Here is a 19,001-nt window from a genome sequence, read left to right on the forward strand (position 1 = left end):
CGGGACATGGCGATGGCGCGGCGCACGGCCGAGGCGGGGACCGGACGCGGATCGGTGCCCGAGCGCCTGCTGGAGGCCGCGACCCGGCTGTTCGCCGAACGCGGCTACGAGGGCACCTCCGTCCAGGAGATCGTGGTCTCCGCCGGGGTCACCAAGGGCGCCATGTACCACTACTTCGGCTCCAAGGACGACCTGCTCTACGAGGTCTACGCCCGGGTGCTGCGCATGCAGACCGAGCACCTGGTGCGGATCTCCCGGCTCGACGCCCCGGTCGCCGAGCGCGTGCGCGCGGCCGCGGCCGACGTCATCGTCACCAGCGTCGCCAACCTCGACGACACCGTCATCTTCTTCCGCTCCATGCACCAGCTCAGCGAGGAGAAGCAGCGGGAGGTGCGCAGCGAGCGCCGCCGCTACCACGAGATCTTCCGCGACATGGTCCGGGAGGGCCAGGAGGAGGGAGTCTTCCGCGACGACGTCTCCGCCGACCTGGTGGTCAACTACTACTTCGGCTCGGTCCACCACCTGAGCACCTGGTACCACCCGGGCGGCGCGCTCACCGGCGAGGACGTGGGCCGCCACTTCGCCGACCTGCTCGTCGCGGGGCTGCGCCCGGAGAAGTAGCCCGGACACGGGCCGGGGCCGGGGGGAGTCCCCCCGGCCCCGGGCGGTGTTCCGCGGCCGGACGCGGCGGTCAGGCGTACTTGCGCAGCTCGGCGCGGCCCAGCGAGCGCAGGTGCACCTCGTCGGGCCCGTCCGCGAGCCGCAGCGAGCGCGCCCCGGCCAGCCACCCGGCCAGCGGCAGGTCCTGGCTCACCCCGGCGGCGCCGTGCGCCTGGACGGCCCGGTCCAGGATCCGCTCCACCGTGCGCGGGGTGGCGATCTTGATCGCCTGGATCTCGGTGTGCGCGCCCTTGTTGCCCACCGTGTCCATCAGCCAGGCCGTCTTGAGCACCAGCAGCCGCAGCTGCTCGATCTCCACCCGCGACTCGGCGATCCACTCGCGCACCACGCCCTGGGCGGCCAGCGGGCGCCCGAACGCGGTGCGCTCCAGCACCCGGCGGCAGGTCAGCTCCAGGGCCCGCTCGGCCATGCCGATCAGCCGCATGCAGTGGTGGATGCGGCCCGGCCCCAGGCGGGCCTGGGCGATCGCGAACCCCTCGCCCTCGCCACCGACGAGGTTCTCCGCCGGCACCCGCACGTCCTCGAAGACCACCTCGGCGTGCCCGCCGTGGTCGCCGTCGCTGTAGCCGTACACCGTCATGCCGCGCACGACCGTCAGCCCGGGGGTGTCGCGGGGGACCAGGATCATGCTCTGCTGGCGGTGCCGCTCGGCGTCCGGGTCGGTCTTGCCCATGACGATGAAGACCGCGCACTCGGGGTTGAGCGCGCCGGTGATGAACCACTTGCGCCCGTTGACGACGTACTCGTCGCCGTCGCGGACGATGCTCGTGCCGATGTTGGTGGCGTCGGAGGAGGCCACCGCGGGCTCGGTCATCGCGAACGCCGAGCGGATCTCGGCGTTCAGCAGCGGGTCCAGCCACCGCTTCTTCTGCTCGGGGGTGCCGAACATGGTCAGCACCTCCATGTTCCCGGTGTCGGGGGCGGCGCAGTTGAGCGCGATCGGGCCCAGCCGGGGGCTGCGCCCGGTGATCTCGGCCAGCGGCGCGTAGGCGAGGTTGCTCAGCCCGCCGTGCTCGGGGTGCCCGGCCAGGAAGAGGTTCCACAGGCCGCGTTCGCGCGCCTTCTCCTGGAGCACGCGCACCACCGGTGCGGTGGACCAGGGGTCCTCTCGCGCGGCCAGCTGCTCCTCCAGCACGGGCTCGGCCGGGTACACGTGCTCGTCCATGAAGGCGAGCAGCCGTTCGCGCAGCTCCTCGGTCTCCCCGTCGAAGGCGAAGTCCATCGTTCAGTCCTCCTTGAGCATGGAGTGGGCGGCGGCCACCAGGGGGGCGACCACCTCGCCGATCCGGTCGAAGCCGGCGCCCACGGTCAGTCCCTGCGTGTGGCGGAAGTGGATGCCCTCGGCGATCACCGCGAGCTTGAAGCAGCCGAAGGCCACGTACCAGCCCAGCCGGGACACGTCCCGGCCGGTGGAGCGCGCGTACAGCGCCACCAGCTCCTCGGCCGAGGGGTAGCCCTCCGCCGAGGTCGCCTGCGGCACCCCCGCGTCCACGGGGCGCTCCTGGTAGACGAGCATCAGGCCCAGGTCGACCAGCGGGTCGCCCAGGGTCGCCATCTCCCAGTCCAGGACGGCGGAGATGCCGCCCTCCCCGGTGACCAGCACGTTGTCGAGCCGGTAGTCGCCGTGCACGATCGCGGGGGCCGACTGCTCGGGCAGCGTCCGGGCCAGCTTCTCGTGCAGCTCGTCGATGCCGGGGATGTCGCGGCTGCGGGAGGCGTCCAGCTGCTTGCGCCAGCGCCGCACCTGCCGCTCCAGGAACCCCTCGGGGCGGCCGAAGTCGCCCAGGCCGATCTCCGCGGGGTCCACCGCGTGCAGGTCGCCCAGCGTGGTGATGAGCGCCTCGGCGACCGCGCGGGTCCCCTCGGGGCCCAGCGGGGCGATCTGGTCGCGGGTGCGCATCGGGGTCCCCGCCACGTGCTCCATGACGTAGAACGGGGCGCCCAGCACCCCGGTGTCCTCGCACAGCAGGTGGGTGCGCGGCACCGGGACGGCGGTGTCGCGCAGCGCCGTCATCACCCGGTACTCGCGCGCCATGTCGTGCGCGGTGGCGAGCACGTGGCCCAGCGGCGGGCGGCGCACCACCCAGGAGCCGGTGCCGTCGGTGACCAGGTAGGTGAGGTTGGACTTGCCGCCCGTGATCACCCGTCCCGTCAGCGGCCCGCCGACCAGCCCGGGCGCGGCCAGGTCCAGGTGCGCGCGCAGCCGCGTCAGGTCGAGCCCGGGCAGTTCCTCAGTCATGCGTTCCCTCGTTGTCGAACACCTTGGCCTGCAGCCGCCGCATCCCCGCCAGCCAGCGGTCGGGGTCGGCGGCGCGGCCCGCGTAGTAGTCGGCGACCTGCGGGTGGGGCAGGATCAGGAAGCGGCCGTCGGCCATCCCCTCCAGGACGGCGTCGGCGACCTCCTCGGGGGTGATCGCGTCCCCGGCCAGGATCGCCTTGCCCTGCGGCCCGCTCCCCTCCAGCAGGTCGGTGCGCACGCCCAGCGGGCACACGCACTGGACGGTGACGCCGCGGTCCCCGTAGGTCGCCGACATCCACTCGCCGAAGGAGAGGGCGGCGTGCTTGGTCACCGAGTACGGGGCGCTGCCCAGCATGGTGAGCAGGCCGGCCGCCGACACGGTGCCGATGAAGTGCCCGCGGCCGCGCTCCAGCCAGCCGGGCAGCAGCTCGCGTGCGGCGCGCACGTGTGCCATCACGTTGACCTGCCAGGCCAGGTCCCAGTCCGCCTCGGGGGCCTCGGGGCCGCCGCCGACGCCCACACCGGCGTTGGCGACGTACAGGTCGATGCCGCCCAGGTGGGCCGCGGCCTCGGCGATCAGGGAGGTGACCCCGGCCTCGCCGGCGGCGTCGCCGGGGACGGCCACCCCGCCGATCTCGGCGGCCACGGCGGAGGCGGCGTTCGCGTCGAGGTCGTTGACGACGACCCTCGCGCCGGCGGAGGCCAGCCGGCGGGCCAGGGCGGCGCCGATGCCGTTCCCGGCGCCGGTGACGACGGCGCCGATCCCGTTGAGGTCCATCACACGCCTCCGGTCAGGGTGAGGCCGCCGTCCAGGACGAGGGTGCGTCCGGTGACCCAGGAGGCGTCGTCGGAGAGCAGGAAGGCCACGGCGGCCGCGACGTCCCCGGGGTCGCCCAGGCGGTCCATGGGGTACTGGGCGGCGACCTTCTCCTCGCGGCCCTCGTAGAGGGCGGCGGCGAACCTGGTCTTGACGACGGCCGGGGCCACGCCGTTGACCCGCACCGAGGGGGCCAGCTCCACGGCGAGCTCCTCGGTGATGTGGATGAGCATGGCCTTGGTGGCACCGTAGAAGCCGATCCCCGGGGCGGGCTTGATCCCGGCGATGGAGGAGACGTTGACGATGGCGCCGCCGTGCTCGGCCATCCACGCCTTGTACGCCTTCTGCACCCAGGAGATCGCGGAGAGGGCGTTGACCTCGAAGATCTTGCGGGCGGCGTCGAGGTCGAGGTCGACCATGCGGCCGTACACCGGGTTGATGCCGGTGTTGTTGACGAACATGTCGACGCCGCCGAAGGCCTCCAGGGTGGCGGCGATGGCCGCGTCCTGGTGCTCGGGGTCGTCGGCGCGGCCCGCGACGCCGATGGCGTGCTCGGGGCCTCCCAGGGACTCGACGGCCTCCTGGAGGGGCTCGGGCTTGCGCGCGGTGATGCACACGCGGGCGCCGTCGTCGACGAGGCGCCGCGCGATGGCCAGGCCGATGCCGCGGCTGGCACCGGTGACGATGGCGGTTCGGCCGCCGAACCGGGAAGTCATCACATTCTCCTTAGACCGACTGGTCGGTATGCTCCTGTGGACTCTATGCCCACGGGAAGCGCGCCGCAAGGGGCGCGCGGGACGCGGGAACGGCACAATGGCCCCTGCGGTCCGCGCGGGACCGCGGCAGCGATACACGAAAGGCTCCCGCCATGGCGACCGAGGTGGCCGACGCCCCCGAGAACAAGCGCTACGAGATCCGTGTCGACGGCGAGGTGGCCGGCTTCGCCGAGTACATCCTCACCGACGGGCTCATCACCTTCACCCACACCGAGATCGACCCGGCCCACGAGGGCCGGGGACTGGGCGGGGCGCTGGTCCGCGGCGTCCTGGACGACGTGCGCGGCCGCGACCTGGACGTGCTCCCGCTGTGCCCGTTCGTCAAGGGGTGGATCCAGCGCCACCCCGACTACACGGACCTGGTGTACGGGGCCTCCGAGAGGTGAGCGCGGGGGCCCGTGTCCGGGGACGCGGGCCCCCACCGTTCCGGTGCGGTAATTCGGACATTTCATGATCTACGTTGTCAAGGTGTCGATTCCGGTCACCACGGTTCGCGGCGGCGCCGGATTCAGGCGGTGGGGTCGAGCAGGAGCTTGCCGATCGTGCCCCGCGAACGCAGCGCCTCGTGCGCTTCCCGGGCCTGCGCCAGCGGGTGGACCCCGCCGGTGACCGTCCTCAGGTCCCCGTCGGCCACCAGCGTGAACATCTCCGCCATCGCCTGGCCCATGACGTCCCCCGGCAGCATCCACACGTGCGGCAGCCACATCCCGGCCACCGTCGTGGAGAACCGCATCAGGTTGGGCAGCTTGACCGGGGAGGGGAGCTCTCGCGAGGCCATGCCGTAGAAGGCCAGCCGCCCGAACGGGGCCAGGGCGCGCACGCTCTCGTCGGTGACCCGGCCGCCCACCATGTCCAGCACGACGTCCACCCGGCGGCCGCCGTTGGCCTCGATCAGCGCCGCCGTCATGTCCGGGGCCGCGGAGTCCACGACGGCGTCCGCGCCCAGGTCCAGGGCCAGGTCGCGCTTGTCCGCGCTGCTCGCCACCGCGATCACCCGGCCCGCGCCGAACAACCGGGCCAGCTGCACGGCCAGGGTGCCCACCCCGCCCGCGGCGGCGTGCACCACCACGGACTCGCCGGGCTGCATACGGGCGCTCTTGCGCAGCAGGACCCAGGCGGTGGCGCCCTGGACGACGAGGGCCAAGGCGGCCTCGTCGGTGACGCCCTCGGGGATGTCGTAGGCCGTGTTCGGGTCGACCACGGCCTTCTCCGCGTAGCCGCCGCCGGTGGTCAGGGCGACGATCCGGCGGCCGTCGGCGGTGCGTCCGGCCACCTCCGAGCCCGGCACCATCGGGAGGGTAGCGGGCGCCAGATAGCTGTTCTCGGCCTGGTGGGTGTCCGCGTAGTTGATCCCGGCCCGGGTCACCTCGACCAGCAGCTCGCGCGGTCCCGGCTCGGGGTCGGGGAGTTCGGTGAGGGTGAGGACCTCGGGTCCGCCGAACTCCGTGATCTGAATGGCGCGCATGGCGGGTCTCCGTTCGTCCGTGTCATACCGACCGGGTGGTATGTTACCCGCCGGTCGCCCGGATGTCCTCCCCGGAGGCCGGGGGGCTTGCGCCAAGTTACCTAACGCTGTTAGGTGTGGTGTGGGCCACAGGAAGAGGGAAGAGGAGAGTGCGGCAGTGACCGAGAACATGGTGACGACGACCGGCGGCCGGGTCCGCGGCACGGCCTCGCCCCGCTCCGAGGACGGGACCGTCATCGTCCACCGGAGCATCCCCTACGCGGCCGCGCCCTTCGGCGAGCACCGGTTCGTCGCCCCCGCGCCCCCCGTTCCCTGGGACGGGGTCCGGGACTGCACCGCGTTCGGGCCGCCCGCCCCCCAGCGCCCCCACCTCGTCGGCGCGGCCGCCTGGTCGCCCGAGATGTCCGGCGACTGCCTCACCCTCAGCGTCTGGAGCTCCGCCCGGCCCGGCGACCGCGCCCCCGTCCTGGTGTGGATCCACGGCGGCGCCTACATCGTCGGCGCCTCCTCCGAACCCGCCTACGACGGCACCCGGCTGGCCGAGAGCGGCCTGGTCGTGGTCGGCGTCAACTACCGGGTCGGCTTCGAGGGCTTCGGCCACGTCCCCGGCCGCCCCGACAACCGCGGCCTGCTGGACCAGGCCGCCGCGCTGCGCTGGGTCCGCGACAACATCGAGGGCTTCGGCGGCGACCCCGGCAACGTCACCGTCGCCGGGGAGTCGGCCGGGGCCGGGTCGGTGGTGTGCCTGATGGCCTCACCCGGCGCGCGGGGCCTCTTCCGCCGCGCCGTCGCCCACAGCGTGCCCGGTGACACGCTCACCACCGCGACGGCCCGGTCCGTCGGCGAGCGCGTCGCCGCGGCCGCCGGGGTGCCGTACGAGGCCGAGAGCCTGGCCGCGCTGTCTCCGGAGAAGGTGCTGGACGCGGTCGACGCGGTCCTGGAGGCCGCGCCCTCCGCCGGCTTCAAGACCTTCACCTGCTTCGCGCCCGTGGTCGGCGGGCCGGAGCTGCCGGAGGAGCCGCTGGCCGCGGCCGCCGGCGGCGCGGGGGCCGGGGTCGACCTGCTCCTCGGGCACAACGCGCACGAGTTCCGGCTGTTCACCGAGCTCGGCGGAGAGACGCGGATCGACCGGGAGGAGGTCCTGCACCGGCTCGTGTCCAGGCTGGGGCTGCGCGGGGACGCCCTGGAGGTCTACCGGGCCGCCCACCCCGGCGCGCCCGTGCGCGAGCTGTTCAACGTGATCCAGGGGGACGCCCTGTTCTGCGAGTACACCGTCCGCTTCGCCGAGGAGCACGCCCGGGCCGGGGGCCGCGCGTTCCTCTTCCGGTTCGCCGCCGAGAGCACGGTGATGGACGGCCGCCTGGGCGCCTGCCACGCCCTGGACCTGCCGTTCGCGTTCGGCAACCTGGACGGCGACTTCGGGGCGTTCCTGTTCGAGGGCGGGCCGGGGGAGGAGCACCACGCCCTGTCGGCGCGGATGGTCGCCGCCTGGCGCGACTTCGCGGCCACCGGCGACCCGGGCTGGCCCGCCGTCACCGCCGGGGCCACGGCGGTCAAGGAGTGGAACACCCCCGACGCCCTGCACCCGGCGCCGGTCGCCCCGGCCCGCGAGGTGTGGGCGGACGTGGCCATCGTCCCCCGGTAGGCGTCCCGGACGCCCTCCCGTGCCGCAGGGGCCCGGAGGGGACGCCCTCAGGGGAGGCCGCGGCCGTGGACCCTCCGCCGCTCGGCGGAAGGGCGAGGACGTCGGCGCGGGGCCGAGGATCCCCGCCCCCGCCCCCGCCCCCGCCCCTGCCCCCGCCCCCGGACCGGGGGCGGGGGCGCGAACGCGCCCGCGGCGGAGGTCCGAAAGGCGCGGCCTAGCGGCCGAGCCCGGCGCGGCGCAGCGCGTCGGCCATCGCCCCCTGCGGGGCGGCCTGCTGCCCGCCGCGGCCGCCGCCGCCCGCGTTGCCTCCGCGGCCGCCGCCCCGACTGCCGCCGCGGTCGCCGCGGCGCCGGTCGCCCTGGCCGCCGCCACCGCGCTCGTTCCGGTCCCCGCGGCGGTCCCGCCCGCCGCCCGCCGGGGCGTCGTCGGTGAGGCGCATGGTCAGCGAGATCCGCTTGCGCGGGATGTCGACGTCCTGCACCTTGACCTTGACGATGTCGCCGGGCTTGACGACCTCGCGCGGGTCCTGCACGAACCTGTCCGACATCGCCGACACGTGCACCAGGCCGTCCTGGTGGACGCCCACGTCGACGAACGCGCCGAACGCCGCCACGTTGGTGACCACGCCCTCCAGGACCATCCCCGGGGCCAGGTCGCCCAGCGTCTCCACGCCCTCCTTGAAGGTGGCGGTGGTGAACGCCGGACGCGGGTCGCGGCCGGGCTTGTCCAGCTCGGCGAGGATGTCGGTGACCGTCGGCAGGCCGAAGGTCTCGTCCACGAACTCCTGCGGGCGCACCTTGGTCAGCACGTCCTTGTTGCCGATGAGCGAGGGCAGGTCGACCCCGGTCCGGTCCAGGATGCGGCGCACCACCGGGTAGGCCTCGGGGTGCACGGCGGAGGCGTCCAGCGGGTCGTCGCCGCCGGGCACCCGCAGGAAGCCCGCGCACTGCTCGAACGCCTTGGGGCCCAGGCGCGGCACCGATTTGAGCTGCTCGCGGGTGCGGAAGGGGCCGTTGGCGTCGCGGTGGGAGACGATGTTGCGGGCCAGGGTGGAGGTGATGCCCGACACCCGGGTCAGCAGCGGCACGGAGGCGGTGTTGACGTCCACGCCGACGCCGTTCACGCAGTCCTCGACCACGGCGTCCAGGGAGCGCGACAGCTTGGCCTCGGCCAGGTCGTGCTGGTACTGGCCGACGCCGATCGACTTGGGATCGATCTTGACCAGCTCGGCCAGCGGGTCCTGCAGCCGGCGGGCGATGGAGGCGGCGCCGCGCAGCGACACGTCCAGGTCGGGCAGCTCCTCGGAGGCGTAGGCGGAGGCCGAGTACACCGAGGCGCCCGCCTCCGAGACCATCACCTTGGTCAGGGACAGCTCGGGGTGGCGCTTGAGCAGGTCGGCGGCCAGGCGGTCGGTCTCGCGGGAGGCGGTGCCGTTGCCGATGGCGACCAGGTCGACCCCGTGCGCTCTGCACAGCCGGGCCAGCCGTTCGATGGAGCCGTCCCAGTCGTGGCGGGGCGCGTGCGGGTAGACCGTGTCGGTGGCGACGACCTTGCCGGTGGGGTCGCAGACGGCGACCTTCACGCCGGTGCGCAGGCCCGGGTCCAGGCCCAGGGTGGCGCGGGTGCCGGCGGGGGCGGCCAGCAGCAGGTCGCGCAGGTTGGCGGCGAACACGTTCACGCCGTCGTCCTCGGCCCGCTGCCACAGGCGCATCCGGACGTCGATGTCGAGCCGGACCAGGATGCGGGTGCGCCAGGCCCAGCGGACGGTCTCCTGGAGCCAGCGGTCGGCGGGGCGGCCGCGGTCCACGATGCCGAAGTGGTGGGCGATGGCGTTCTCGTAGCTGCTCCGGGGAACGGTGCCGTCGGGGTTCTCGGCCGGGGCCTCCTCGGGCTCCAGGGAGAGGGTGAGGACCTCCTCCTTCTCGCCCCGGTACATGGCCAGGACCCGGTGGGAGGGCAGGGCGGTGAGGGGCTCGGAGAAGTCGAAGTAGTCGGAGAACTTGGCGCCGGACTCCTCCTTGCCCTCGCGGACGGCGGAGACCAGGCGGCCCTTCTCCCACAGGCGCTCGCGCAGCAGGCCGGTGAGGTCGGCGTCCTCGGCGAAGCGCTCCACGAGGATGGAGCGGGCGCCGTCGAGGGCGGCCTTGGTGTCGGCGACGCCCCTGTCGGCGTCGACGTAGGCGGCGGCGGTCTCCTGCGGGTCCAGGCCCGGGTCGCCGATCAGCGCCTCGGCCAGCGGTTCGAGCCCGGCCTCGCGGGCGATCTGGGCCTTGGTGCGGCGCTTGGGCTTGTAGGGGAGGTAGATGTCCTCCACGCGGGCCTTGGAGTCGGCCTCCAGGATGCTCCGCTCCAGGTCCTCGGTCAGCTTGCCCTGGGACCGGATCGACTCCAGGACGGCGGCCTTGCGTTCGTCGAGCTCCCGCAGGTAGCGCAGGCGCTCTTCCAGGGCGCGCAGCTGGGCGTCGTCCAGGGCGCCGGTGGCCTCCTTGCGGTAGCGGGCGATGAAGGGCACGGTCGACCCGCCGTCGAGGAGGTCGACGGCGGCCTTGACCTGGTGGGCGCCGACGCCGAGCTCCTCGGCGATGCGCTGGTCGATCGTGGGTGTCGCAGGGGTCGTCACTGGTGTGTGTCCACTCGTCGGGTGTTCGGTGCGGGCCCATTCTGCTGTCGCGGGCGGACATTGTCATTTCGGCCGCGCCCGACGTCGGCGCGGGCCGCCGGGCCCGGGAGCGGACGGTTCGGGACGAAGGCGGACGATGCGCGCGGCGGGGTCCGGGGCGGGAGCGGGGTGTCGAGGGGGGCGGGGCGCCGGAGCCGGGCGGTCAGCCCTCTCCGCCGAGGTAGTCCGGGGCGTAGTACTCGTCCAGGGGGACCGGGCCGCGGTAGCCCTGGCACATGCACTGGCGGTAGGTGGAGCTCTGCGAGCCGGTCCAGCGGCCGGGGATGACCACCTGGGTCTGGCACTTCTTGGTCTGCTGGTCGTGGAAGACGAGGTGGTGGCCGCAGCCGCACAGGGGCTGGGGGGCGCGGTCGCCGGGGTTCAGGGCCCGGGCCTGCTCCTGTTTGCGCTGCTCGGCGACGGCCTCCCGGGCCTGGCGTCTCGTGACGACGCGGCCGACGACGAAGCCGCCCAGAGCGATCGCCGCACCGAACACCATGGAGAACGGATCCATTCGCCGCCACCCCTTCTCTCGCCCCGCGGCCCCGCGCGCGGGGCCCTCGTCCCATTGTGACCCATCGTCCTGTGGGACGACCGGGCCCCCGCGCGGGTTCCCCGGGAGGGTGTGTCGCCGTGACCACGGAGGGTGCTGCCAAGAAATATTTGCATACACAGCTTTGCAAAGAAATCTTTGGGATAGGTTCGCGGTATCCCCGAAAGGAGCCGCGATGACCTCCCCGCCCCCCGGGACCCCCGCCCGCGACGACCGCCTCGGCGGTGCCTTCCACCGCCTGCTGGCCGCCTCCGGGCTGACCAACCTCGGCGACGGCATGCTCGCCACCGCGCTGCCGCTGATCGCCGCGACCCTCACCCACGACCCGCTGGCCGTCGCCGGGCTGCTGGTCGTCCGGTTCCTGCCCTGGCTGCTGGTCGCCCCCTTCGCCGGGGTGCTGCTGGACCGGGTCGACCGCCTGCGCGCCATGGCGGCGGCCAACGCGGTCGCCGCCGCGGCCGTCGCGGTGCTGGCAGCGGTCGTCGCCTCGGGCCGCGTCGAGATGTGGGTCCTGTACGCGGTCCTGTTCGTGGTGATCACCTGTGAGACCGTCTCGGACCCGGCCGCCCGGATCAGCGTGGCCCGGCTGGTGCCGGGGCGGCTGCTGGACCGGGCCAACGGCAGGCAGGAGGGCATGCACCTGGTGGCCCAGGACTGCCTGGCCAAGCCGGTCGCCGGGCTGCTGTTCGCGGTCGCGGCCCTGCTGCCGGTGGCCGGGGTCGCCCTCTCCTACGCCCTGTGCGCCGTGCTCGTGTTCACCGTCGTCCGGCTGCTGCGCCGGCGCCCGGACCTCGACGGCGACGCGGCCGCGGACGGGCCGGCGGCCCCGGGGCCGGGGGCGGGGGTGCTGGCCTCCCTGCGCGAGGGGCTGGGCCACGCGTTCGGCGACCGCCTCATCCGCCGCATGATGTTCACCAACGCCGGGACCATGGCCGGCATCCAGATGGGCACCGCCGTGATGGTGCTGCACGTCCGGCAGGTGCTGGAGGTCCCGGCCGCCCTCTACGGCGTGTTCCTGGCGGCCGTCGCCGTCGGCGGGATCCTCGGGGCGATGGTGGCCGCCCGGCTGGTGCTCGCCGTGGGCCGCCGGACCGTGATGACGGCCGGCTACCTGGGCATGGGGCTGGGGCTGGCCGCCATGGCGTTCACCACCCACGCCGTTCCGGCCGCCGCGGCCTGGGCGCTGGTCGGCGTGTCCATGACCACCTCCAACATCGCCGGGTCGGTGTTCTTCCAGACCGTCGTCCCCGACCACCTGCGCGGCCGGGTGTCCGCGGCCTTCCGCACCGTCGGGTGGGGCACGGCCCCGGCGGGCGCGTTCGCCGGCGGGCTGCTGGGCCGGATCGACCTCGCGCTGCCCTACCTGGCCGGCGGCCTGCTCATGGTCGCCACGGTCCTGGTCTTCCGGCGCACCATCGCCGAGTGCGCCCGGCTGTGCGACGAGGCCGCCGCCCGCCTGGCCGGGGCCGACCGTTGAGGGGGCCGGTGCGGCACGCGTTCGACCGCTACGGTGAACCCATGCCCGACGCACCCCGGACCGACGACGAGGACGCCTTCCCCGAGGAGGGCGAGCAGCTGCAGGTGGACGCCAGCGCCCTGCGCGGCCTGGCCCACCCGCTGCGCGGACGCCTCCTGGAGGAGCTGACCCGCAACGGCCCCGCCACCGCCACCATCCTGGGCCGGCGCCTGGGGGAGAGCAGCGGCGCCACCAGCTACCACCTGCGCCAGCTGTCCCGGTTCGGGTTCATCGACGCCGCCCCCGGCCGCTCCGGGGGCCGGGAGCGGTGGTGGCGCATCCGGCCCGGCGGCTGGAACATGAAGGGCCACGAGTTCCTCGCCGACCCGCGCACCCGGGCGGCCGCCGAGGCGGTCCTGGGCCGCTACTACCACCAGCGCGAGGAGCACTTCCGGGACTGGCGGGAACTGGTGGGCGAACGGCCGGACGACCCGGACGTGCGCCGCTGGAAGGACGCGGCGACCGACTCCCTGTCGCACGCGCGGATGACGCCGGAGGAGGCACGGGAGTTCGCCGCGGCGCTGTACGGCTTCCTGCGCGACTACGGGCGCCGTTTCGAGGGTCGCACCCCCGGGGACCACCCCGACACCGAGAGCGTCGAGGTGCAGGTCAACATCTTCCCCGTGCTGCCGCCGCTGCGGGAGCGGCCGGAGCGGGACGGGGACTCCTAGGGCGTGTTCGGTGGATGCTTTCGAGCGTTTCGGCGCTTGCGTCGAATGCCGGGAGCGGCCGCGAGGCGATCTCTCGCAAGACGGCCGGCGCAGGTCAGCCCGGGTTCGGCTGTCCGAGCGCGGGCGGCGCGGCGAGAGGAGGCCTCGCGGCCGCGACCCGGAATGATCCGCCGAACACGCCCTAGCCGTCGCGGAGCTTCTTGAGGGTCGCCACGTCGGCGGCGTGCGGCCCGGCCGGGCCGGGGGTCTCGACCACGATCGGCACCCCCGCGCTCACCGGGTGGACGAACAGCTCCCCGAAGGCGTCGGCGCCGATGAACCCGGCCCCGATGTTCTCGTGCCGGTCCCTGTTGCTGCCGCACGGGGCCTTGGAGTCGTTGCCGTGGATCACCCGCAGCCGGTCGGCGCCCACCACCTCGCCGAACCGGTCCAGCGCGGTGCGCATCCCCTCCCGGGTGGAGATGTCGTGCCCGGCGGCGAACAGGTGGGCGGTGTCCAGGCACACGCCCGCGTTCGGGTGCCACTCCAGCGCCTCGAAGTAGGGCACCAGGTCGTCCACGGTCGCGCACAGCACCTGGCCCTGCCCGGCCATCGGCTCCAGCAGCACCGGCGGGACGTCCTCGCCCAGGCGCTCCAGCAGCGGCAGCAGCCGCTCCCGCATGCGGGCCAGCCCCGCCTCCCGGCCGCCCGACACCGCCGAGCCGGTGTGCACGACCACGCCCAGCGCCCCGATCGCGGCGGACCGGCGCAGCGCGTGCTCCAGGGAGGCCACCGACTTCTCGGCCACCTGCTCGTCGGGGGTGCCCGGGTTGATCAGGTAGGGCGCGTGGACGAACACCGGCAGCCCGGCGCCGGCCCGTTCGCGCATCCGCGCGTCCTGGGCCGGGTCGCCCCCGTTGGTCGCCCAGCCGCGCGGGTTGGACACGAACACCTGGACGGTCTCGGCGTCGATCTCGGCCGCGTAGGCCAGGCCCTTGTCGGCCATGCCGCCGGCGACCGGGACGTGTGCGCCGACCGGGGACGGGGGCCGCGGGGAGCGGGTGCGCTGCGTTGTACTCATGCTCCGACCAGCCTAGACCGTTTCCCGCGGCCCCCGTCCCGGACGAGCGGTGGCCCCGCTCACCTGCGGGGACGGGCGGTCACCGCAGCGGCCGGTGGGAGTGGACCAGGCCCCGCGGGTCGAGCCGCCCGCGCAGCCCGACCAGGCGGGCGTGGTCCGCGGGGGAGAAGGCGGTGCGGACGAGGCCGGGGTCCATCTCCCCGAAGGACAGGGTGAGCGAGCGCCCCAGGGTGCGGTCGGCCAGCGCCCGGGTGGTCGACGCGCGCAGGTCGGCCATGGCGGGCGTGTCCCGCGACCCGTCCAGGGTCAGCAGGGTCAGGGCGGCGGTGGCGCCGCGGTGGCCGACGGCGCCGGGGACCCGGGGCGGGCGGGACAGGGCGCCGCCCAGGTGGCGCAGCGACATGACGGACATGAAGGGGGCCTCCGCCGCCCGCACGGCGGCAGCGGCGGCGTCCTCCACCGGCAGGTCGTCCAGGAGCAGGCCCTCGCCGCGGAAGGCCGCCGGTTCGTCGGGGTCGGCGAACACCTCCTCCGAGCGGGTGTAGGGGAGGACCTCCGTGGTGTCCTCCAGCAGCGGACCGGCGGACCGCAGGGGTTCCACCAGGCGGGGGCCCGCGTCGACGGGGCCCGACCAGGAGACCGCCACCCGGGCCAGGTGGCGTCCCCGCAGGTGCGGGGGGAGTCCGGGCAGGTCGGGGTAGGCGATCAGGGACACCCCGGAGGTCATCTCCTCGGGCAGGTCCCGGGTCCAGTCCCACCAGGCGCCCAGGACCCGGGCGGGGTCCCCGCCCAGGTCGAAGAGCAGCCCGCCGCCGTACAGGCGCTCCACCGGGAACAGGTCGACCTCCATCGCGGTCACGATCCCCAGGTCCCCGCCCCCGCCGCGCAGGGCCCAGAAGAGCTCGGGGTCGGTGTCGGCGGTCACCGTCCGGGCCGTGCCGTCGGCCGTGACCAGGTCGACGCTGCGCACGTGGTCGGCGGCGAACCCGTACCGGCGGGCGAGCAGCCCCACGCCGCCGCCCAGGGTGTAGCCCACCGCGCCCACGGACGGGGCGCTGCCCGACAGCGGCGCCAGCCCGTGGGGCGCCGCGGCCCCGATCACCCGCCGCCAGGTGGCGCCCGCCCCGATCCGGGCGGTGCGGCGGGCGGGGTCCACCCGCACCCCGTCCATCCGGTGCGTGGCGACGAGCACCCCGTCCGCCAGGCCGGTGCCGCGGCCGTGTCCGGTGGCCTGGACGGCCACCGGGAGGCCGTGCCCGGCCGCCCACGCCACGGCCGCGCGCACGTCGTCGGCGCCGGCAGCCTCGACCACGGCGGCCGGCCGGTGGGGGTTCAGGAGCTGGACTCCGGTGCCCGCCCGTTCGTGGCCGGGCGATCCCGGGGCGTGCACGGCCCCCCTCACCCGGGCGGCCAGGCCGCGCGCCGCGGTGCCCACCGTGTTCGTCGTGTTCGTGGTGTTCGTCGCATCCGTCATGGAGCCCTCCGGAAGTCGTTCCCGTGCGGTCCCGGCCACCGTAGGAGCCCATGCGGCCACATCACGGCCGCAATGGACGGCATTCTGGAGGACATGAGCGAATCCGTCCGGGCGGGGCTGCCGCAACGGCTCCTGCGCCTGCTGTCCCTGCTCCAGGCCCGCCGAGAATGGAGCGGTGCCGACCTCGCCGACCGGCTCGGCGTCAGCGCCCGCACCCTGCGCCGCGACGTCGACCGGCTGCGCGGCCTCGACTACCGGGTCGAGGGGGTCCCCGGTGTCGCGGGCGGGTACCGGCTCGCCTCGGGGCACGGCCTGCCCCCGCTGCTGCTGGACGACGAGGAGGCCGTCTCCCTCGCGCTCGCGCTGGTCAGCGCCGACGGCGCCCGGGAGGGCGCGCTGAGCGCCCTGGCCAAACTGGAGAGGATCCTGCCCGCCCGGCTGCGCCCCCGCCTGGCGGCGGTCCGCGACAGCGCCTCCGCCGTGCCGGCCGGACGGGACGACACCGACCCGGCGACCCTGGGGCGGCTCGCCGCGCACTGCCGCGACCGGGTCGTCACCGCCTTCGCCTACCGGCCCCGGTCGGGGGAGCCCGGCGAGCGGCGGGTGGAGCCGCACCACCTGGTCTCGCACGGCGGCCACTGGTACCTCATCGCCCACGACCTGGACCGGGACGGCTGGCGGACCTTCCGGGTGGACCGCGTCGGGGGCGTCCGGGCCGCCCACGGCCGGTTCGCCCCCCGCGACCTGCCCGACCCGGCCGGCCACCTGCTCGGCGGGTTCGCCGAGGCGACCTACGCCCACACCGTGCACCTGGCCGTGGACCTGCCCGCGCGGGAGGTGCGCGGCCGCCTGTACGGGCCGTTCCCCGGGCGCATCGAACCCGACGGCGAGGACCGGTGCCGGGTCCGCGTCAGCGCCGACTCCCCGCACCTGGTCGTGCAGTACACCGCGGCCGTGCTGTGCCTGGACGCCCGGGTCACCGTGGAACAGGTCACCGCCGAGATCGCCGGGCACCTGCGCCGGGCCGGAGGGGCGCTACTCTCGTGCCCGTGAGCACGCAGAACGAACCCCCCGCGCTGGCCGACGTCACCGCCGCCTTCGAGGACGTCTACCCGACCTCCTGGGCCGCCTCCTGGGACCGGGTGGGACTGGTGGTGGGCGACCCCGCGGACCGGGTCGCCAGGGTCCTGTTCGCCGTCGACCCCGTCGAGGCCGTCGTCGACGAGGCGGTCACCTGGGGTGCGGACCTGATCGTCACCCATCACCCGCTCATGCTGCGGGGCGTGCACAGTGTCGCCGCCGACACCCCCAAGGGGCGTATCGTGCACCGGCTCATCCGCGCCGGGATCGCCCTGTACACCGCTCACACCAACGCCGACACCGCCGCCCCGGGGGTGTCCGACGCGCTGGCCCGCGCGGTCGGGCTCACCGGCCCGCTGCGCCCCCTGGAGCCCGACACCACCGACCCCGACGGCCGCCGCGGCATCGGCCGCGTCGGAGCCCTGGACGCCCCGATGACGCTGCGCGACTTCGCCGCCCGGGTCGCCGCGGGCCTGCCCGCCACCGCGCCCGGCGTCCGCGCCACCGGCGACCCCGACCGCATCGTCACCACCGTCGCGGTGTCGGGCGGCGCGGGGGACTCCCTGCTCGACGCCGCCCTCGCCGCCGGGGTCGACGCCTTCGTCACCTCCGACCTGCGCCACCACCCCGCCTCGGAGTTCGCCGAGCGGCCCGGCGCGCCCGCGCTCGTCGACACGCCCCACTTCGCGAGCGAGTGGCCGTGGTTGGCGGACGGGGCCGCGGCCCTGGCCGACTCCCTCGTTCGGCGCCTGGGCCCCGATGGGGCTAACGTGGAGGCCCGTGTGTCCACCACGGTGACGGACGCCTGGTCACAGGCGTTCCCGTCGGCCTGACATCCGCACGCCGCCGGGCATCCCGATCGAACTGCACGGTGTCATCGAACTGCACAGAGTTGAGAGCGCGGACGGCGTACCCGCCTTTTCCGACCACCCCAGGAGAAACAAGTGAAAGCCGAACCCGCCGCTCAGGCCAGACTGCTCGACCTCCAGGAACTGGACCTGGAGGTCCAGCGCCTGGACCACCGCGCCGCGACCCTGCCCGAGGTCGCCGAGGCGACCCGGCTCGCCGAGCTCGCCGACCGCCTCGACGGCGAGCTGATCGCCGCCCAGACCCGCCTGTCGGACGCCGAGCGCGCCCAGCGCAAGGCCGAGAGCGACGTCGACCAGGTGCGCGCCCGCGCCGCCCGCGACACCGAGCGCCTGGAGTCGGGGCGCATCACCAGCGGCAAGGAGCTGCAGAACCTCCAGTCCGAGATCGCCTCGCTGGGCCGCCGCCAGGGCGAGCTGGAGGAGGTCGTCCTGGAGGCGATGGAGCAGGTCGAGACCCTGTCGGCGGAGGTGGTCCGGCTGACGGCCGCGGCCGAGCAGGCCCGCGTCGACTACACGACGGTGGTCGCCCGCCGCGACACCGCCGTCGCCGGGATCGGGCTCGACCGGGCCCGCGTCGTCGAGAACCGGCAGCGGGTCTCCGGGGACGTCCCCGAAGCGCTGCTGTCCCTGTACGACAAGCTGCGCGTCCAGTACGGCGGCGTCGCGGCCGCACCGCTGCGCCACGGCCGCTGCGAGGGCTGCAAGCTGGTGCTGAGCCCGGCCGAGATCGGCGAGATCCGCGCCGCCGCCCCCGACGACGTGGTGCGCTGCGAGGAGTGCCGCCGCATCCTGGTCCGTGTTGCGGAGCCGGAGGCCCAGTGAGCACCGGGTGGGGTGCCCCCGACACCTCGCCGACCCGGTTGCTGCTGCTGCGCCACGGCCAGACCCCGCTGTCGGTGGAGCGCCGGTTCGCGGGCCGGGGCGACGTCCCGCTCACCGAGGCGGGGCGCGCCCAGGCCGCGGCGGCGGCCCGGCGGCTGGCCGGCCGCGGGGTCGACGCGATCGTCTCCTCGCCGCTGCTGCGGACCCGGAGCACCGCCGAGTACGCCGCCGAGGCCCTGGGACTCCCGGTCGAGGCCGACGACGGGTTCGTGGAGACCGACTTCGGCGCCTGGGAGGGGATGACCTTCGCCGAGGCGCGCGAGCACGACCCGGTGGCGGTCGACCGGTGGGTGTCCGACCCGCGGGCCGCCCCGCCCGGCGGCGAGGCCTTCGCCTCGGTGTCGCTGCGCGTCGGTGCGGCCCGCGACGCCCTGGTGGAGCGGTACCGGGGACGCACCGTCCTGGTCGTCACCCACGTCACCCCGATCAAGACGCTGGTCCAGCAGGCCCTGCTGGCGCCGGTGCAGGCCCTGTACCGGATGCACCTGGACACCGCGAGCCTCACCGAGGTGGACGTCTACGCCGACGGCCCCATGGTGATGCGCGCCTTCAACGACACCTCCCACCTGGCCTGAACCGCCGGTGGCCCGGGCCCGGGCCACCGGCGGTAGACT

Annotated in this window: 18 protein-coding genes; 9 read left to right on the forward strand and 9 right to left on the reverse strand. The window is 74.9% G+C overall.

All coding sequences use genetic code 11. From position 1 onward, the window contains the following. Window positions 1-6: 6 nt before the first annotated feature. A complete protein-coding gene (locus KGD84_RS10770; protein WP_220560134.1) occupies window positions 7-621 on the forward strand; it encodes a TetR/AcrR family transcriptional regulator in 615 nt (204 codons plus the stop codon). Window positions 622-691: 70 nt separating this feature from the next. Here KGD84_RS10770 and KGD84_RS10775 read toward each other — a convergent pair whose 3' ends face one another. The 4 genes from KGD84_RS10775 to KGD84_RS10790 are packed head-to-tail and all read right to left on the reverse strand — an operon-like array spanning window position 692 to window position 4,453. Next, window positions 692-1,903 carry an acyl-CoA dehydrogenase family protein gene (locus tag KGD84_RS10775; RefSeq protein ID WP_220560135.1) on the reverse strand — a complete coding sequence of 404 codons (1,212 nt, stop codon included), beginning with the start codon at window positions 1,901-1,903 and terminating at the stop codon, window positions 692-694. Window positions 1,904-1,906: 3 nt separating this feature from the next. Continuing rightward, window positions 1,907-2,920 carry a phosphotransferase family protein gene (locus KGD84_RS10780; RefSeq protein ID WP_220560136.1) on the reverse strand — a complete coding sequence of 338 codons (1,014 nt, stop codon included), beginning with the start codon at window positions 2,918-2,920 and terminating at the stop codon, window positions 1,907-1,909. Then, the gene (locus tag KGD84_RS10785) at window positions 2,913-3,698 is read right to left on the reverse strand and encodes an SDR family oxidoreductase (protein ID WP_220560138.1); all 786 of its coding nucleotides are present in this window, start codon (window positions 3,696-3,698) and stop codon (window positions 2,913-2,915) included. The genes KGD84_RS10780 and KGD84_RS10785 overlap by 8 nt, the downstream gene beginning before the upstream one ends. Then, a complete protein-coding gene (locus KGD84_RS10790; protein ID WP_220560139.1) occupies window positions 3,698-4,453 on the reverse strand; it encodes an SDR family oxidoreductase in 756 nt (251 codons plus the stop codon). The genes KGD84_RS10785 and KGD84_RS10790 overlap by 1 nt, the downstream gene beginning before the upstream one ends. Before the next feature lie 152 nt (window positions 4,454-4,605). Between KGD84_RS10790 and KGD84_RS10795 the strand changes: the two genes are divergently transcribed. Further along, window positions 4,606-4,899, forward strand: a complete 294-nt coding sequence (locus KGD84_RS10795) for a GNAT family N-acetyltransferase (RefSeq protein ID WP_220560140.1) — start codon at window positions 4,606-4,608, stop codon at window positions 4,897-4,899. Window positions 4,900-5,021: 122 nt separating this feature from the next. Here the strand turns inward: KGD84_RS10795 and KGD84_RS10800 are convergent, their stop codons facing one another. Continuing rightward, window positions 5,022-5,978, reverse strand: coding sequence for a quinone oxidoreductase family protein (locus KGD84_RS10800; RefSeq protein ID WP_220560141.1), 957 nt, complete (start codon window positions 5,976-5,978; stop codon window positions 5,022-5,024). 169 nt (window positions 5,979-6,147) lie between these two features. Here KGD84_RS10800 and KGD84_RS10805 point away from each other — a divergent pair, with 169 nt between their 5' ends. Further along, a complete protein-coding gene (locus tag KGD84_RS10805) occupies window positions 6,148-7,623 on the forward strand; it encodes a carboxylesterase/lipase family protein (protein ID WP_220565668.1) in 1,476 nt (491 codons plus the stop codon). A 214-nt stretch (window positions 7,624-7,837) separates the two neighbouring features. Here the strand turns inward: KGD84_RS10805 and KGD84_RS10810 are convergent, their stop codons facing one another. Then, on the reverse strand, window positions 7,838-10,243 hold the full coding sequence (locus KGD84_RS10810) for a Tex family protein (RefSeq protein WP_260697210.1): 2,406 nt from the start codon (window positions 10,241-10,243) through the stop codon (window positions 7,838-7,840). Window positions 10,244-10,445: 202 nt separating this feature from the next. Next, window positions 10,446-10,796 (reverse strand): hypothetical protein, encoded by a 351-nt coding sequence (locus KGD84_RS10815; protein ID WP_220560142.1) that lies wholly within the window; start codon window positions 10,794-10,796, stop codon window positions 10,446-10,448. A 214-nt stretch (window positions 10,797-11,010) separates the two neighbouring features. On the opposite strand from KGD84_RS10815, the gene KGD84_RS10820 reads away from it, so the two are divergent. After that, window positions 11,011-12,312: an MFS transporter gene (locus KGD84_RS10820; RefSeq protein ID WP_220560143.1), complete on the forward strand. Its 1,302-nt coding sequence runs from the start codon at window positions 11,011-11,013 to the stop codon at window positions 12,310-12,312. 41 nt (window positions 12,313-12,353) lie between these two features. Further along, window positions 12,354-13,022: an ArsR/SmtB family transcription factor gene (locus tag KGD84_RS10825; RefSeq protein WP_220560145.1), complete on the forward strand. Its 669-nt coding sequence runs from the start codon at window positions 12,354-12,356 to the stop codon at window positions 13,020-13,022. 181 nt (window positions 13,023-13,203) lie between these two features. On the opposite strand, the gene KGD84_RS10830 is transcribed toward KGD84_RS10825, so the two are convergent. Both KGD84_RS10830 and KGD84_RS10835 read right to left on the reverse strand, forming a co-directional pair. Next, entirely contained in the window at window positions 13,204-14,082 is an 879-nt protein-coding gene (locus KGD84_RS10830) for a deoxyribonuclease IV (protein ID WP_220560146.1), read from the reverse strand. A 79-nt stretch (window positions 14,083-14,161) separates the two neighbouring features. Then, complete coding sequence (locus KGD84_RS10835; RefSeq protein WP_220560147.1) at window positions 14,162-15,556, reverse strand: FAD-binding oxidoreductase; 1,395 nt, start codon at window positions 15,554-15,556, stop codon at window positions 14,162-14,164. Between the two features lie 93 nt (window positions 15,557-15,649). Between KGD84_RS10835 and KGD84_RS10840 the strand changes: the two genes are divergently transcribed. The 4 genes from KGD84_RS10840 (at window position 15,650) to KGD84_RS10855 (ending at window position 18,962) form a co-directional block, all read left to right on the forward strand. Then, window positions 15,650-16,609 carry a helix-turn-helix transcriptional regulator gene (locus KGD84_RS10840; protein WP_255646442.1) on the forward strand — a complete coding sequence of 320 codons (960 nt, stop codon included), beginning with the start codon at window positions 15,650-15,652 and terminating at the stop codon, window positions 16,607-16,609. Continuing rightward, entirely contained in the window at window positions 16,600-17,469 is an 870-nt protein-coding gene (locus KGD84_RS10845; protein WP_220560149.1) for a Nif3-like dinuclear metal center hexameric protein, read from the forward strand. Before KGD84_RS10840 ends, KGD84_RS10845 begins: the two co-directional genes overlap by 10 nt. A gap of 111 nt (window positions 17,470-17,580) precedes the next feature. Continuing rightward, the gene (locus KGD84_RS10850; RefSeq protein ID WP_220560150.1) at window positions 17,581-18,327 is read left to right on the forward strand and encodes a zinc ribbon domain-containing protein; all 747 of its coding nucleotides are present in this window, start codon (window positions 17,581-17,583) and stop codon (window positions 18,325-18,327) included. Continuing rightward, on the forward strand, window positions 18,324-18,962 hold the full coding sequence (locus KGD84_RS10855; protein WP_220560151.1) for a histidine phosphatase family protein: 639 nt from the start codon (window positions 18,324-18,326) through the stop codon (window positions 18,960-18,962). The genes KGD84_RS10850 and KGD84_RS10855 overlap by 4 nt, the downstream gene beginning before the upstream one ends. Window positions 18,963-19,001: the final 39 nt, after the last annotated feature.

It is taken from the genome of Nocardiopsis changdeensis (genome assembly GCF_018316655.1).
Lineage (GTDB): Bacteria > Actinomycetota > Actinomycetes > Streptosporangiales > Streptosporangiaceae > Nocardiopsis > Nocardiopsis changdeensis.